This window comes from Pseudobdellovibrionaceae bacterium (assembly GCA_015163855.1).
Classification (GTDB): Bacteria; Bdellovibrionota; Bdellovibrionia; order Bdellovibrionales; family UBA1609; genus JAAOIH01.
In genome coordinates, this window is sequence record JAAOIK010000021.1 from 1 (window position 1) to 16,312 (window position 16,312).

Sequence of the window (16,312 nt, forward strand, 5' to 3'; positions counted from 1 at the left end):
AAAAACAAAAATCCCTTATTGGTGATTTTTTTCCTTTGGACAAAGCCTAAAAATGCCACAATACCTACCAGAAATTAAACTTTTTACAGGAAACGCCAACCCCGAATTTGCAAAAAAAGTGGCAAACCATCTTAAAAAACCTCTTGTGGATTGTTCTATTTCTCGTTTTGCCGATGGCGAAATTCAAATTGAAATTAACGAAAGCGTTCGTGGTTGCCGTTGTTTTGTAATACAAAGCACCTGCCCCCCTGCTAATGAACATTATATGGAACTATTTTTAATGCTCGACTCACTAAGAAGAGCTTCTGCCACAGAAATTACTGTGGTTATGCCCTACTATGGTTATTCTAGACAAGACAGAAAAGTAAGTCCACGAGCTCCTATTTCTGCTAAAGCTGTGGCCCAACTGTGCGAAAGTTCTGGAGCCAATAGAATATTAGCTGTGGATTTACACTCCACTCAAATACAAGGTTTTTTTAACATCCCCGTAGATAATTTATTTACGGTTAATGTTTTAGCAGAAAAATGGCTAGAGCTTGAAGGTTTGTCTGGCGAAGACTGTGTGGTCATTAGCCCTGATGCAGGAGGAGTAAGCCGAGCGCGGGCTTTTGCCAGTAAATTAAAATGCAACCTTGGCATTATTGATAAACAAAGAATTAACCCCAACAAAGCAAAAGCCTTACGGGTTATTGGTAATGTGGAGGGGAAAACAGCCATTATCATTGACGACATGATTGACACCGCAGGCACATTAACTCAAGCCACAGAGGTTTTGTTAAAAAGCAACGCCAAGGCCGTGTATGCCATGGGAACTCACCCCGTTTTGTCTGACCCCGCCATAGAGCGTATTGAAAACAGTGGACTCACTAAGGTTTTTGTTACAGACACCATACCTTTAAAAAGAGCTTCTAAAAAAATTCATGTTCTGTCTGTTAGCGAACTAGTGGCTAACAGCATTTATAATATTCAAAATAACCAATCGATTAGTTCCTTATTTTAATATTCACTGCGACAATATTGACTCTTTAGAGGAAAAAGAGTAAAAAAATACTGCGTTATTATACTAAGGAATGACTTATGGCCAATTTTATTAAAATCAAAACATTTACCAGAGATGCGGGCAGACAACAATCCAGAGCCACTCGCATTGATAAACGAGTACCTGCAGTGGTTTATGGACCAAAAACAGACAACAAAATTTTTTCTATTAGCATACAAGATTCTATTAAATACTCGGCCTCACGATACAATAATGAAATTTTTGAATTGCAATCTGAAGACAAACAACTAAACAGTTTAAAAGTACTTTGCAAAAGCACAAGCATTCATCCCACAAAAAGAGACCCTCTTCATATGGACTTTTATGCTCTTAACATGAAAGAAAATATTACCGTAGATTTAACTTTAATTTTTGAAGGCCTAGAGGAATTACAAAAAAATAATTTAGAAGCCAATATAGCACACAAAAGCATTAGCATAGAATGCTCTCCCGCTGATATTCCCGAATCTGTTATAATAGACTTATCGGTTCTTAGCGCTGGTAGCTCTTTCACTGTAGAACAACTAAATTTAAAAGGGATTAAAATTTTAACAGACCTTTCTACCACTTTAGCTAGTGTTGCAGAGAAGAAAGAAGAAATAGAAGAAGTTGTTTCCGAAGCCGTTAGCCCTGCCGACACCCCTGCTTCTGCAGATGCAAAAACTTCTGATGAAAAAAAAGAAGCTCCCTCAGAAAACAAGGCCTCTGATAATAAAAAAGATGGCAATGAGCAAGGCAAAAAATCATAATTTTTGCTTAAACTATAAATCACTATGCTTTTAATCGCAGGCTTAGGAAATCCCTCTTCGGAATATAACCACACTCGCCACAATCTAGGCTTTATGGCCGTAGATTATTTTATAGAAGATCAATTAAAACTTCCACTACAGTTTCAAAATAACTGCCAAGCTGGCATACTAAAAACCAGTGTTGCTGGAAAAAGTGTTCTTTTTGCAAAACCGCAAACTTATATGAATCTTTCTGGACTAAGCATTAAAGCTTTAACCGATTACTACAAAATACCTGTAAAAAATATTTTAATTATTCAAGATGATTTAGAATTGGGCTTACTACGATTTAAATACCAAAATACCCATGGTCACTCTGGACACAACGGTATTAGAAATATTCACCAAGAGCTAGGTACTACAGACTATGCTCGACTAAAACTCGGAATAGGACGACCAAAAAATCCCAACACCAGTGTTAGTCATTTTGTTACAGAAAAATTTTTGCCCGAAGAGCTTTTGTCTTTAGAAAGCTTTTTAAAATCCATTAACAACAGCTTAATGCATTTTATAACCGAAGGCTTTACTAAAACAGTAGAACATTTTAACAATAAGCGTGTGCAGTTATGAATTTACAATGCGGACTTGTGGGCTTGCCCAATGTAGGAAAAAGTACTTTATTTAATGCTTTAACAAAAGGACAGGCCGAAGCTTCTAATTATCCGTTTTGTACCATTGACCCCAATGTGGGAATTGTTGCTCTTCCCGATGAAAGGTTAGAAAAAATTATTCAATTTGTACAACCCGAAAAAAATATTCCCACCAGCACACAATTTGTAGATATTGCTGGCTTAGTGGCCGGAGCTAGTAAGGGAGAGGGTTTAGGAAATCAATTTTTATCACACATTAGAGAAACCAACGCCATTATACATGTGGTTCGTTGTTTTGAAGATGAAAACATTGTTCATGTAGAGGGAAATATTAATCCCACCCGAGACATAGAAACTATTAACACAGAATTACTGTTAGCTGATTTAGACTCCATGGAAAAGCGCTTACAAAAAAGTGAAAAAAAAGCAAGGTCTACCAACGACCCTTTTCTTAAAAAAGAAGTAGAGCTTATGAAAACGGTTTTACATTTATTAGAACAGGGGCAGCCCGTAAGACAAGGGGAATGGAGCCCTGATGAAGAAAAAATTATTTTTTTATGGAATTTAATTAGCTTTAAGCCTGTTTTATATATTTGCAATATTGCAGAACAGGATATTGCAAATAGTGAAAGCAACCCCTTTGTAAAAGAAGTTCAAAAAATGGCCGACCAAGAGAGCGCACAAACTTTAGCTTTGTGCAGCGCCATAGAATCAGAAATTGTTCAACTAGAACCAGAAGAGCAAAAAGATTTTTTAAAAGATTTAGGCTTAAAACAATCGGGCCTAGATTTACTTATTCAAAAAGCCTACTCTATGCTGGGTTTAATCACTTATTTTACTGCAGGAAAAAAAGAAGTAAGGGCTTGGACTATAAAGCAAGGCTATACGGCCCCCGAAGCTGCAGGAGTTATTCATACCGATTTTGAAAAAGGTTTTATAAGGGCAGAAACTTATCACTGCGAAGATTTATTTAATTACAAAAGTGAGCAGGCGGTAAAAGAGGCTGGTAAGCTTCGCCTTGAAGGCAAAACTTACGAAGTTAAAGATGGTGATATTTTATTTTTTAGATTTAATGTGTAGCTTTTTGTAGAAATCGAAATTTTAATTTTTTTGAATATCGTTCCAATTTTTTTCTACTTCCACACCTTCCAAAGGTTTATCTTCCTTCTGCCTTTCTACGCTTCCTTCTGCTTTTCTATACTTTCCTAAAGCTTTCCAATCTTTTAAAATATTAACAGCTTCATCTAACACTATTTTATTCATAGCTTTAGCGTCTTCTTTCTCATCTTTCTCATCTTTTTCTTCTTTAGCTGCCTCTATTTCTTTTATTTTTTCTACTTGTCTACTTTGGCTTAATCTATTTAGTGGCTTGGCCAAATAATTGTGTATCCACTCTTGTACTTTTTTATAGCTTTCGTAAATGACTGCTCCATTCTCTTTCCAAATACTAGGTAATCCCATTTTTACCACAAGTGGTAAAGCTCGAGGTAAGTTTTTTTCTAGTCGCAATTTTTTGTCTGCTAATTTTTTTGCCTCAGCATTTTTTTTATCAGAAAAGTGTAGCACAATATCTGACTCCACCCCTTTCCACTGAATGGATGTACCTAAAAAAGAACCCCACAAAAAAGTCGTTATCCTTAAGGCATCATCTTGAAAAATGCGTTGCCCGCTACCCTTTCCAAAACTATGCTTAGCGCCGAGTATTAATGCTCTACCTGTATCTTTTAAACCCAAAGATAGTATTTCTGAAGCACTAGCAGAACCTTCATTTATTAAAACCACGATAGGCTTTTGGAGGAAGTATGGCTTAGTATCACAAAAAAAGATCAGAGTAGAAGACTGTTTAGCTGCATTCATAGTGGTTAACATAGGCATTGCGTATACTACCTTTTTCTTTTTTCTATGAATTTTAAAAAAACCCTTTGAAGTCAGTTGCACAGAATCCTCAGTATCACTTTGACTTAAATCTTTTCCACAGCTCCATTGCTGGTTTTCATTAACCACCGCTCTTTCCTTAGTAACTGTTAAAGCCGCCAGTATATTAACAACTTCTTCAACACTACCCCCAGGGTTATTTTGTAAATCAATAATTAAAGAATCTGCCTGTGAATCTAACTGGGCTAAAGCGCCAATAAAATCTTGCGAAGAAGAGCTAAAGCCATTGGCCGCTCTATAAAATTGAGCCAACTTTATGTAGGCGGTGTTACCGTCTAATAACTTAGCATCAAATCTGTTGGCTTGCAGTAAGTCACGCGTAACAGAAACCTCTAATGATTTTTCTTTATTATTTATTATTCTTATTATCTTTAAATTAACTACACTGCCCTTCCCCCCTTTCAACTGAATAGAAATAAACTTTTTCTCAGAAAGGCCTGCTTTGTTAACAGAGTTAGCTGATATAATAAAGTCTCCCGCCTTTAGCTTTCCAAAAGCTCCGCCTTTTTTAAACACTTTATGCACTAAACAACCCTCTTTAAAACAAGACAGCGTTATCCCTAATCCTGCAGAGCCTTCGCTTCTAAGAAAATCGCCTCTAGTTTCTTTAGTTAGTTTGTGATATTGGCTATGGGCATCTAAAGAGCTCACAATAGTGCTTAAGTATTTATGATATTTATCATTTGTATTTTTCGACACAATTAATGATTGCTTTAATTTAAAAACTACTTCGTTCAACACTTTTTTATCATTATAGTTTTTGTATGGATGCTTAACAAAGTACTGTTTTATATTATAGTATGATTTTTGAATATGTTTTAACAGCTCAAAAGTTTCAAAATTCTTTAAACTAGGAATACTTTGTAAATCGCCGTAAGGATTTCCTTTAGCAATAACTCCTTTTTTAGAAGCAGGAAATTTTTTAAAAAGAGAAAATATTTTTGTGTTTAAACCTGGAGTATCTAACCAAGCCTTTAGCTTTTCTGTTTTTTTAGCCTTTAGTTTAAAAATAGTGTCGTACCATGTGCAATCGTTGGCTAATAAGCTTTCCACCACATTGGCATTGTTTGCCGATGATAATGTTTTTCTTTCTTTTTTAGTAAAAAAAATCTTTCTAAAATCTAGTTTTAAAAAAACATTTTCTTTAATAGCTTTGTTTAACACCTTGGGAGTGAAAAATTCTTTAAACTCAGGTCGATTTCCAATATAAGGAAATTTGTTTAATATACTCCAGTAGCGATCGGCCACTTCTGAACAAGAAAAATCGCCTTCTTTTTCAAACTCTTCTACAAGAATATTTTTTCGCGCCTTAAGGCTTATGCCCGAATTTGTTTCTAAATTAATAGCCACACTATCTGTATTTATATTTTCATTTAACGGCTTTAAAACAGTGCCAGCCTTACTGCAACTAATAGAGAAGAGAAAAACCGCCCCTGTAATTAGGTAAAAAAGTGCTTTAACTGATTTAAATGATTTCATAGTAATCCTTTGATCTGTTTATTTACCTGTATATAAGCTATTTTCGGGCCAAAACTTGTTTCAAAATGAAGCAAGGAAGCTTTTAAATCGCCTAACTTTAAAACAATATATCTAAGAAGCTCCCAAAAAAGCCAAATGGCAGGGAATTTGTATTTTCTACATAATTAAGAATGCTTATAAAGGTACAAGAGCGTTTTGTAATAAATAATACTAATGCTTTATAATATTTTTTAAAATAGCACTTTAATCATTATAAAGGCCTAAACCTTGTGGTTTAGATTCTGATCCGCCTTTAGAAAACGCACCTAACTCTTTAATCATTTCGTCACGACTTAAAGGGCTTGTGTTATTAGACTTTTTTTCTGGAAAACTTTCCACATGCAAACTTTGCGTAGGAAAGGCAAAGTCTATTTTTAATTTGTGAGCTAGTCGTAATATCTCCATACATAAAATGCGGCGAGCTTTTAACTCTTGTTTTCTGTCTGCTACTTGAAAAAAACATTGCACTAAAATATTTAAACTAAAATCACCAAACTCATTAAAGGCCACATAATATAATGTTTTATCTGTACTGTCTTGAGCTAAAATAATATTTTTTATCCCTTCCATAAATGCTTCTATTTGTTCGGGAGTGGTTGAGTACGACACTCCTAAATGAAATTTTAAGCGTCGGCTACTTCGGTCTTGCATATTGTTAATGCTTGCATTAGCAACAACCGAGTTGGGTATAATAATACTAGATTGATAAAAGGTTTTTAAACGAGTGGAGCGAAAACCAATGGCCTCTACAGTGCCTTCAAAATTATCCACAACAATCCAATCACCCACTTTAAAAGGGCGATCTAATAATATCATAATAGAGCCAAATAAATTAGCCGCCGTATCTTTAGCGGCTAAAGCTAAGGCTAAACCACCTAGGCCTAAACCAGCGACCACTGACATTACATTTACCCCTATGTTTTGCAAAGCCATTAAACTTCCTAAAAGCACAATCGACACTCTAAGTAACTTGGAAAATAAAGGAACTAGCTCGTCATCTAAATTGTTTTCTGTTTTACTAGCCCACAGGCTTAATACTTCTGATACAACATAAGAGAAAGAATAAAAAAACCAAATCGCTGCAACACTAAATAAAAGCTTAAACCCTAGTTTAAATAAAGGTAAAATTGCAGAAGATAAACTTAAAAATTGTAAAGAAAATATCCAAACTAACGAAAACAATAACCACGATAAAGGTTTGTAAACTTGGTCTAAAAGCTTTTGGTCTACTGAGTATTTTAGTTTTTTTAAAAGTTTAAAAAAAACTTTTAAAGCAATGCGAGCAACTAACCCAGAAAATACACTAGCTATAAGGGTAATAAGAAAATCAAAATACGGCAATTCATACAATAAGTTATACATATTTGTGTAATTCCCTTTTATTCCTTTATAATTAAACAGTTTTCTAGCTCGTTAATGTCGTTTTTTTGAATAGGAAATTTATCTTTTAATAAATGTCCGCATTTTAAAATGCCCTCTTCAAAACCTTGGGCCATATTATTGTTTTTTAAACCTTTTATAATTAAATTAACCACCTCTTGCCAATCTTTCTTTTTAAAATATTGGCTAATGGCTTTGTCTGCCAACACACAAACTTGCCTTTCTAATAAAGAAACAAAGATTATAACTCCCGTTTGGTCTTTAGTGTTTGTTATGTTAGCGGTGTGCAGTTCTAATTGAGCTCGTAATAACACTTGTTGAGATTGATCACTTTTAGGAGTAAAAAATCGTAACACACTATTAAAAGAAGATAATACTTTAGTAAAAACTAAAATAAAAAGTAAAGCACCTAACAACCAATAAGAAGGAAAGTGTAATTCTAAATAGGGCCTAGCCAAACTAACCAGCAACAAAGATAATAAAAACAAAATAATAGGCACATGCCCAACGGTAGAGCTGCTTTTAACAACCATAGGAACAATTTCCCCCGAAGTTAAAAGCTCTGCCTGCTTTACTGCGTTTTCTATTTTATCAAAATCGTTTTTTGATAAGTACTTTTTAATCCATGCAATGTTTTTCCAATCCGCCATGATAAATAATCCCTTTTTATTTACTACTTTTTTTAAAAACTTATAACAGGCTTAGCTACCAAGAGCCCGAAGCTCCCCCTCCGCTAAATCCACCTCCGCCGCCGCCTCCAAAACCGCCTCCACCAAAGCCGCCGCCTCCAAAACCAGAACTGCGACCGCCTAGTTGAGAAATTAGAAATAAAGAAAAGAAGCCTCCTCTACCTCCCATTAAAAAAAATAATAAAAAGATAACAAATAAAAAAGAGGATTTCTTTTTTTTTCTTAATTTTTTGTGCGAAGAAAACGAGTTGCCAAATAATTGTTTAGCTATGTTTTTATTGCTAATGCTTTCTACAATAGCGTATAACCCATACAAAGTTGCTTCGTTGGTTTTTCCTTGTTTCATTAAGGGCACAATAACTTGGCGAATAATTTGAGAAGATTTGGCATCTGTTAATACACCCTCTAAACCTTGGCCCACCTCTATTCGCACTTTGCGTTCTTTTTTTGTAAAAAATAATAAAATACCATTATCTTTTTCTTTATCACCCAATTTCCATTGGTCTACTACACGAATACTAGCTTCCTCTAAACTTTCTCCATTTAAACTATTTACACTTAAAAAAGCCAACTGTGCTATGCCTTGCTTTTGTAAGATAGAAAAAATAGCGCGCAATTTATCTTGAGTAAAGGGAGGTAAAAAATTGGCTTTATCTACCACCGAGGAGGTAAACTTAGGTACAGAAAAGTTTTCTGCAAAAACCTTAGTGGTAGAAAAAATATTTAAAACTAGTAATACAAAAAATGCCCTAAAAATAAACAAAATTTTCCCTTTTCTTAAAACTGAACTTTAGGCGTTTTTTTTAATTCTTTAGCGCTTTCGTCAGCTTGCCATTGTGGAAGTGGTTGGTAATGAAAAAACATACTGTTGGTAAGACTGCTAGGAAAAACGCTAACTAAGTTGTTAAAACTTTCAATGCTTTTAATATAACGCTGGCGAGCAACGGTAATGCGATTTTCTGTTCCCTCTAATTGCGACTGTAAGTCTAAAAAGTTAGCATTGGCTTTTAAGTTGGGGTACTTTTCTACCACCACCATAAGTTTTCCTAAAGCTTGCCCTAGCCCCGCCTGAGCTTTTTGAAAATTTTTAATTTGTGCAGGGTTTAAATTATTGATATCTATTTTTGCTTGAGTTGCCGAGGCTCTTGCCTTTACCACTGCTTGCAAAGTGGATTTTTCATGCCCAGCATAACCTTTTACCGTTTTAACTAAATTGGGAATTAAGTCTAAGCGCCTTTTGTACTGATTACTAATTTCTGCCAACTGTGACGCCACTTTATTTTTAGCTTTAGGAATGCTTTGCACCCCACAGGCAGATACAGACAATAAAAAAATAATAAAAAAAATTGCTTTCACCTTTCGCTCCTTTGTATATATAGTTATATTAAAGCATGTACACAAAGATACACAACAAAAAAATGCAGGTGTCAAAACTCTTTAAAAATAAAGCTTTAAAATGGAAATATTAGCCAATCACGGAAACCTTTTTTTACTGCTAGCTATTATTTTTTCTTTCTTCATGGCTTATGGTGTAGGAGCTAATGATGTGGCCAACGCCATGGGTACATCGGTTGGTTCAAAAGCCATTACCATTCAACAGGCCATTTTTATTGCTGTTATTTTTGAATTTATGGGTGCTGTTTTAGCCGGTGGCGAAGTTACCTCCACAATAAGAAAAGGTATTTTAGACACTAGTGCTTTTATACAAAATCCTGAATTTTTGGTTTATGGAATGCTCGCCTCTTTACTGGGGGCAGGCATTTGGCTACTTATAGCAAGCTCTTATGGTTGGCCTGTGTCTACAACCCACTCTATTGTGGGAGCAGTTATTGGTTTTGGATCGGTAGGGATAGGTTTTGATGCCGTAGCGTGGAACAAAGTGGGAACCATCATACTAAGTTGGGTGATATCACCACTTACCGCAGGTTCGTTAGCTTTTTTGTTTTATAAAAGTTTACAATATTTTATTATCAACACAAACCAACCCTTAGAAAATGCCAAAAAATATACTCCTGTTTACACTTTTATAATGGGCTTTGTGGTAGCCTTAGTGACTTTATTTAAAGGTCTTAAACATATTGGTTGGCAACTTTCCTCTGACACCAATTACTTGCTGGCTGCTTTTTTTGGTTTATTTGTTATGGGCATTGGTTTTGTAATACAAAATTTACGCTTTTCTAAAAAGCGAATGAGCGCCACCAAAGCTTTAAACCTAAGCCATGCAGAAGAAGAAAAACAAATGGAAAAAATTTTTGCATCGCTAATGTTAATCACTGCTTGTGCTATGGCTTTTGCCCACGGCTCTAATGATGTGGCCAATGCTATCGGACCTTTGGCTGCGATTTATAGCGTTATAAATAATCTACAAATTACTGGAAACCAAAGCGGCTTATCCTCTTGGATTTTACTTATTGGCGGAGGGGGGATTGTTTTGGGTTTAGTAACTTATGGGCATAAAGTTATTGCCACCATAGGAAAAGAAATTACTCACCTAACCCCTAGTCGAGGCTTTGCTGCAGAACTAGCCGCTGCCACAACCGTAGTTATTGCGTCCTCCACGGGCATCCCCGTTTCTACTACACATACTTTAGTAGGGGCAGTTCTGGGCGTAGGGCTAGCCAAAGGCATTAAGGCAATTAACACCAAAATGATCAATAAGATTTTTTTATCTTGGATAATTACCCTTCCCGCAGGAGCGCTTATGTCTTTGATATTTTTCTCTATTTTTCAATTTTTGTTTTCTTAAAAAGAAAATTAAAGTTTCTTTCTTCCTTACCCGTAAAGTTTATACAATGTAAGCCATAAGGAGGCTAAAGTGAAAATATTTAATACCATTAAAAACAAGTTTATGGAAATTGTGAACGATGAATCTGGCCAAGGTACTACGGAATATATTTTAATTCTGGTGGCTATTGTTGCAGTGGCTGTGTTATTTAAAGATAAAATTACAACGGCGCTAGAAGGTAAGTTGGGCTCGCTTGAAACAAGCATAAATGGTTTTCAATAAAAAACTCAGCAGAGCTAAACGACCAGCACTATTATTTAAAAAATGACTACCGAACTCATTTTACTTTTAAGTTTATATGCCACCATTATTCTAACTTCTTTGTTAGGAGAAAATGGTCCTGTAAGAATTTTTTCCACAGCAGGCCCTGTGTTGGCTTCTCGAGTGGAAAGAAATATTGCAACGGGCTATCAGTTTGTGGATAAAACCAAAGGTGATACCCCTCTACCCACTTGGCTTAAGCCCGAGTAAATTTGGCAAAGCCGTTTTTTTTATTTAAGATGCCTTATGTATGACTTCTCTTTTTTTAGCATATTGTCTGGAGGAATTTTACTACTAGCCGTGGTTGATGATATTGCTAGCCGTAAAATACATAATAAACTTTTACTAATTTTACTTCCCGTAACCTTAGGCTTACTAGCTTGGCACTTAGGGGGGGCTGAATTTTTGCAACATTTAATGCGATCAGGAATTACTATTCTTTTATCTATTATTGTAGTTTTGCCCTTTGTATTATCAAAAATTATAGGCGCAGGCGATTTAAAATTATTACTTTTGTTATCGTTGGTTCTAAGCCCTTTAATTTTATTTCAACTGTTTCTTTTTTCTTTTATATGGGCCAGCCTTTTGGGGTTAGCACAAATTGTGGTGTCTGGACAACTGCCCGCTTTATTTTCTAATTTAATGCACTTTAAAGATTTAAAAGATAATAAAAACTTACATAGTATTCCCTTTAGCGTAGCTTTGTTTTTTTCTTGGAGCTCTGTGGTTGTGCTAAAGTTTCGTTTTATAAATTTTTTGTTTTAAAACACTTTGTTAAAGGAAAATTATGAAATTTAAATCCTTAGTAATAGTAAAAAACTCTGGGCAAGCCGTTGTAGAAAGTATTTTACTAATAAGCCTTTTGCTAGGAGTACTTAGTGTGGTGGTTAAAGTTTTTAAAGACAAAGCCATTGTACAGTCGTTAATTTCTACCCCGTGGAAGCAGGTTAGCAGTGTGGTTACCCATGGTTATATTAAAAAAACTTCTGAAGAAAGCCTTATTCACCCTAATTCCATATCCCGACACGCTTCTAATAAACCTTCAAAGTAAATGTATGAAAAGCATTAATAAAAATATTTTTTTACAAAAGGCCTTCTCTAATAAAGGGATGATTAGTGTGGATTATTTATTTTCTTTTTTAATAGTGATGGGCTTAACTTATTTAATTTTAGCCTTATCTTTTACCTTAAGTTTTATTGAAATTACTCAATATATTACCTTTAGTGCGGCGAGGTCTTACTACGCCTCCCACACCAGCGAAAAAATGCAACGACAGCGAGCCGAACTACAATACAATACATTAAAAACTCACCCCGTTTGGAGCCACTTCTTTAACAATAAAAACCTAGCTTGGTTTAAAATAGCCCCCTCCACAGAAATTATTATTTCGGGAAGTCAAAATCAGCAATACACCACCCATGCCTTGGGCCAAGTGCAAATGTTTACTGGGGCCTCTACCCCATTTGTCTCCAAGCTTCTAGCCTTTAATCTTCCGTTAATTGGTCGTACGCAATCCGAAGGCGAAGAAGAGTCTGGGTTTAAAACCAAAGTTTCCTCCTTTCTAGGTCGCGAGCCCTCTACAAAAGAATGCCAAGACTTTCAAAAAGAGCGTTCAAAAAAATTAAAGAGCCTTTGCGGCAATTGCACGGTGGTAAACCTGTCTGACAACGGCTGCTAACCCCCTTTTTTCTGTCTCAAAACAAAACAGTTTTTTTCTTTTCTTAAAGAAAAAACTAGCTAAATATCTAGCTCTCCTCCCTTTAGTCTTCTTCACAATCCGTCGAAAAGACTTTGAAGAGGAAATTATGAAACAAAATGCTACTAAAATAATAAAGAACAAAAAAGGAAGCGCCATTGTAGAAACGCTACCTTTGGTAATTATTTTTATGACTATTTTAGGAAATATGTGGGGCTTTTTTATGGCCGTACATTCCGGCATTTTATCCTCCATTGGCGCAAGAACTTATGCTTTCGAAACTTTTAGAAATAGAGCAGACCTTACTTATTTTCGCGATCAAGAACTAGCCACAGGAAACCCTTACAAAGAATCCATTAATTATTACAAAACAGGTGTGCGCATACATGGAGTAACTCAACCTAGTAGAACAAATAATGTAGCCAACTTTTACCCTTTAAGCATTAACTATAATAAGTTTTCTCCCTCTCAAGCTAAAGCCTCTAACTCTATACAAGAACAGCACAGACATAGTTTTATTTTTTCAGAAAGTCGAGAAAAAACAACTGGCGTAAAAGAAATTTGGATAAGAAGTATTTATGGTATGTGCCTAAATTTTTCAGACTGCAGTTAATAATTAATGCTTAAGTAGTAACGGAAAAGTTAAAAACGATAAGGAGTTGTAATGAATAATAATGAAACCCGAAATTTATGGATATCTTTAGCCATTGGATTATTTTCTGTGTTTTTAATTTATAGTTACACTCAAGAAAAAAGTGCAGAAATTACTAAAAAATTTGGATTAAAAAAACGAGTGGTTATTGCCACAAAACATATTAACGCTATGGAAACTATTAACGAAACTATGCTGAAAATCGTAGAGCGTCCATTAGATTTTATAGAGCCTGGAGCACTTAATAACCCCGATCATGCTATTGGCTTGGTGGCTTTAACCCCTATTCAAGCTAATGAACAAATTTTAAAAAATAAAATTATTGAGCCTGGCCCTGTAACCGGCTTGTCTTTACAAGTAGCTCCCAACAAAAGAGCTATTACCCTTCCTGTGGATAAAGTTAGAGGGGTGGCAAAGCTTATTAAACCGGGAGACAGAATTGATTTATTAGCAGCCTTAGATGTTGGACAAGGAAGAACACAAAAAAAAGAAGTAAAAACAATTTTACAAGATGTAATTATTTTAGCTACTGGCCTAAGAGTAACCAACGAACTACCTCGCCTTTACGAAAAAGTAGGTGGAGATGAATATATTAAAAATATTTCAAACGATACTAACTTTGATACTATTACCGTAGAAGTTTCTCCAAAAGAAGCACAAGGTTTAGTATATATTTTATCTACCTCGCCAGGGTCGTTATTTATGACGCTAAGGCATCCAAGCGATCATGTAAAATTCCGTATCCCTACTACTTTAATTAATAATGTTTTAGGAATTTCAAAAGTTAGAATTAAACCTGTAAAAAGGCAAAGAGCTCCAGCAAGAGTTCCTCAATTTAAAAAACCAAAACCAAAACCAAAAACTGGTGGATTTATAAATTTATAAAAACTTATTTATGTACAAAAAAAATATTTTCCTTTTTTTAATCTCTGTTATTTTCCTGTCTCTTTCTAATTTAGAATTAGCAACAGCAAAAAAGCATCCTATAAAATACCTATCTTTATCGGTGGGGGTTTACAGAGATGTGCTTATTCCGAAGGCTGGAAATACTTTTTCTAAGGGGGGGACTTACCGCGCTTTATTAAGCTTGCAATATAACCCTAAAAGAAAATTATTAAGAATTTATCCAAAAAAAACAGGGATTGGAACACTATTTGTAAGAAGCCCTAAGTCTGGCGATGTCATTTATGAATTTCGTATTGATATTAAAAAAACCAACTTACATAAAGTTGCAAAAGACATTCAAAGCTTACTAAAAGACATTGAAGGCATTAATATTAAAATTATAAACAACACTGTTGTTGTAGATGGTGAAATTTTAATTCCCATAGACATGAATCGTATTTTGAGTGTTATTAAACAATACGGTGACCAAGCTAGTTCTTTAGTTACACTTAGCTCTTTAGCACAAAACAAAATTGCTAAATTAATAGAAAGAGCTATAAACAACCCCGAAGTGCATGTTCGCGCTATTAATGGAAAATTTCTTTTAGAGGGTGTTGTATCTAGTTTAGCTGATAAAAAAAGAGCCATTTTGCTGGCGCAAACCTATGTACCTGACATTATATTAAACGAAGGTGATGGTGGCAAAGTGCAAAAAAGACAAACCTTAGATATTATTGATTTAATAAATGTAAAAATACCTCCCCGTCCAGTAAAAAAGAGAAAATTAATTCAATTAGTTTTTCACTATGTAGAAATGAATAAAGATTATGCTAAAGGTTTTTCTTTTAGCTGGAGGCCAAGCCTGTCTTCTGACACACGCCTAGATTTGGGATTAGGAAAAAGCACCGCCTCTACTTTAACGGCCACAATTAGTAATTTACTTCCAAAGTTAAACTGGGCAAAAGAACATGGACATGCTCGTGTGCTAAAAAGTGTAAGCATTATTACCGAAAACGGCGTAAATGGATCACTAAATTCCGAGTCTCAAATACCTTATCTTTCGGGAGCTGGCGAAAACATCAGTACCAGTTTTGTAAAGGTTGGCTTAAAAAGTAATGTTACCCCTACTATTGTTAGCTCGTCTTCTAATAGTATTCAGCTAAAAATAGGTTTTGAAGTTAATTCTTTAATTAGTAAAAGTGCTGCAGGTCCATTAACTGCAGGGCACAATATAAAAACTAGCTTAGTAGTACGCAACGGACATAGTGCCGCTATAGCAGGATTAATTTCTAATGAGTCGGGAACTTTTTTTAATAAACTACCTGCCGAATCTGTTAGAAACCCTATTTTACCTTTACATGCCTCTAAAGACTTTAGCAGAAAGCAAAGCCAGTTTGTTGTGTTTATAACTCCAATAATAAAAAGCTCTGCGAGTGCCGGCACTGAAAAAATAAAAAAGAAATTTAACCTAAAGCAATAACTAATATGAGCAGTACTAACAACAATTTTATTATAGCAATTTCTAGCGGAAAAGGTGGGGCTGGAAAAAGTACCCTTTCGGCTAACTTGGCCATTAGTTTACACAAAGAGCTTAATAGCAAAACTTTGTTAATTGATTTAGACAGCTATAACTGTGGCGATTTAAATACTATTTTGGGTGTACGACCTACTAACTCTTTACAAGAAGTTACTAATTCTGCAAGCCCTATTAACACAGCTATTGTAAAACATAGCTCTGGTTTGTTTTTTTTACCCAGCGTGCTTAGTTCAGAAAAAAAATTAACTGTTTCGGGTTCTCAATTTTTACAATATCTGTTGTCACTAAAAAGCCAGTATAATTTTATTGTGATTGATTTAGGAAGTAATTTTTTAGAATTACAAAATCAAGTGATTAACAATTCTCATGCTTTATTGTTAGTCACTCAAGCTGATCCTTTATCGATTGCCGCTACCAAGCGGAAATTAAAAGAACTTACACTAGAGGCTGTTCCTAAAGAGGTTAGCCAAATTATTGTAAACCAATTTGATTCTAAAAGTGCTTTAAGTGGCAGTGCTATAGAGACAAATTTGCAAAAAAAGATTTTATCCATTTT

The 16,312-nt window shown here is 34.9% G+C and carries 19 protein-coding genes; 14 read left to right on the forward strand and 5 right to left on the reverse strand.

The window, feature by feature from the left end; genetic code table 11:
• Positions 1-52: 52 nt before the first annotated feature.
• The 4 genes from HAW63_02805 (at position 53) to ychF (ending at position 3,497) form a co-directional block, all read left to right on the forward strand.
• Positions 53-1,000, forward strand: a complete 948-nt coding sequence (locus tag HAW63_02805; GenBank protein ID MBE8162898.1) for a ribose-phosphate pyrophosphokinase — start codon at positions 53-55, stop codon at positions 998-1,000.
• Positions 1,001-1,077: 77 nt separating this feature from the next.
• Entirely contained in the window at positions 1,078-1,788 is a 711-nt protein-coding gene (locus HAW63_02810) for a 50S ribosomal protein L25 (protein ID MBE8162899.1), read from the forward strand.
• A gap of 24 nt (positions 1,789-1,812) precedes the next feature.
• On the forward strand, positions 1,813-2,397 hold the full coding sequence (locus HAW63_02815) for an aminoacyl-tRNA hydrolase (GenBank protein MBE8162900.1): 585 nt from the start codon (positions 1,813-1,815) through the stop codon (positions 2,395-2,397).
• Positions 2,394-3,497: a redox-regulated ATPase YchF gene (ychF, locus tag HAW63_02820; protein MBE8162901.1), complete on the forward strand. Its 1,104-nt coding sequence runs from the start codon at positions 2,394-2,396 to the stop codon at positions 3,495-3,497. Before HAW63_02815 ends, ychF begins: the two co-directional genes overlap by 4 nt.
• Positions 3,498-3,518: 21 nt before the next feature.
• On the opposite strand, the gene HAW63_02825 is transcribed toward ychF, so the two are convergent.
• From HAW63_02825 to HAW63_02845, 5 genes are all read right to left on the reverse strand, one after another.
• Entirely contained in the window at positions 3,519-5,831 is a 2,313-nt protein-coding gene (locus tag HAW63_02825; protein MBE8162902.1) for a hypothetical protein, read from the reverse strand.
• Positions 5,832-6,074: 243 nt separating this feature from the next.
• Positions 6,075-7,232 (reverse strand): mechanosensitive ion channel family protein, encoded by a 1,158-nt coding sequence (locus HAW63_02830; protein ID MBE8162903.1) that lies wholly within the window; start codon positions 7,230-7,232, stop codon positions 6,075-6,077.
• Positions 7,233-7,249: 17 nt separating this feature from the next.
• Positions 7,250-7,900, reverse strand: a complete 651-nt coding sequence (locus HAW63_02835; GenBank protein MBE8162904.1) for a hypothetical protein — start codon at positions 7,898-7,900, stop codon at positions 7,250-7,252.
• 55 nt (positions 7,901-7,955) lie between these two features.
• On the reverse strand, positions 7,956-8,702 hold the full coding sequence (locus HAW63_02840; GenBank protein MBE8162905.1) for a TPM domain-containing protein: 747 nt from the start codon (positions 8,700-8,702) through the stop codon (positions 7,956-7,958).
• Between the two features lie 14 nt (positions 8,703-8,716).
• Positions 8,717-9,295, reverse strand: a complete 579-nt coding sequence (locus HAW63_02845) for a LemA family protein (protein ID MBE8162906.1) — start codon at positions 9,293-9,295, stop codon at positions 8,717-8,719.
• A gap of 100 nt (positions 9,296-9,395) precedes the next feature.
• Here HAW63_02845 and HAW63_02850 point away from each other — a divergent pair, with 100 nt between their 5' ends.
• The 10 genes from HAW63_02850 to HAW63_02895 form a co-directional block, all read left to right on the forward strand.
• Positions 9,396-10,685 carry an inorganic phosphate transporter gene (locus HAW63_02850; protein MBE8162907.1) on the forward strand — a complete coding sequence of 430 codons (1,290 nt, stop codon included), beginning with the start codon at positions 9,396-9,398 and terminating at the stop codon, positions 10,683-10,685.
• Positions 10,686-10,787: 102 nt separating this feature from the next.
• Positions 10,788-10,946 carry a hypothetical protein gene (locus HAW63_02855; protein ID MBE8162908.1) on the forward strand — a complete coding sequence of 53 codons (159 nt, stop codon included), beginning with the start codon at positions 10,788-10,790 and terminating at the stop codon, positions 10,944-10,946.
• A gap of 42 nt (positions 10,947-10,988) precedes the next feature.
• Positions 10,989-11,195, forward strand: coding sequence for a hypothetical protein (locus HAW63_02860; protein MBE8162909.1), 207 nt, complete (start codon positions 10,989-10,991; stop codon positions 11,193-11,195).
• Between the two features lie 36 nt (positions 11,196-11,231).
• Positions 11,232-11,750 carry a hypothetical protein gene (locus HAW63_02865; protein MBE8162910.1) on the forward strand — a complete coding sequence of 173 codons (519 nt, stop codon included), beginning with the start codon at positions 11,232-11,234 and terminating at the stop codon, positions 11,748-11,750.
• Between the two features lie 22 nt (positions 11,751-11,772).
• A complete protein-coding gene (locus HAW63_02870) occupies positions 11,773-12,036 on the forward strand; it encodes a hypothetical protein (protein ID MBE8162911.1) in 264 nt (87 codons plus the stop codon).
• Positions 12,037-12,040: 4 nt separating this feature from the next.
• The gene (locus tag HAW63_02875; protein ID MBE8162912.1) at positions 12,041-12,664 is read left to right on the forward strand and encodes a hypothetical protein; all 624 of its coding nucleotides are present in this window, start codon (positions 12,041-12,043) and stop codon (positions 12,662-12,664) included.
• 127 nt (positions 12,665-12,791) lie between these two features.
• Positions 12,792-13,295, forward strand: a complete 504-nt coding sequence (locus HAW63_02880; protein MBE8162913.1) for a hypothetical protein — start codon at positions 12,792-12,794, stop codon at positions 13,293-13,295.
• A 51-nt stretch (positions 13,296-13,346) separates the two neighbouring features.
• Positions 13,347-14,219: a Flp pilus assembly protein CpaB gene (gene cpaB, locus HAW63_02885; GenBank protein MBE8162914.1), complete on the forward strand. Its 873-nt coding sequence runs from the start codon at positions 13,347-13,349 to the stop codon at positions 14,217-14,219.
• 10 nt (positions 14,220-14,229) lie between these two features.
• Positions 14,230-15,699: a type II and III secretion system protein gene (locus tag HAW63_02890; protein ID MBE8162915.1), complete on the forward strand. Its 1,470-nt coding sequence runs from the start codon at positions 14,230-14,232 to the stop codon at positions 15,697-15,699.
• Between the two features lie 5 nt (positions 15,700-15,704).
• Positions 15,705-16,312, forward strand: a 608-nt coding sequence (locus HAW63_02895) for an AAA family ATPase (GenBank protein MBE8162916.1), incomplete at its 3' end; no start/stop codon positions are given.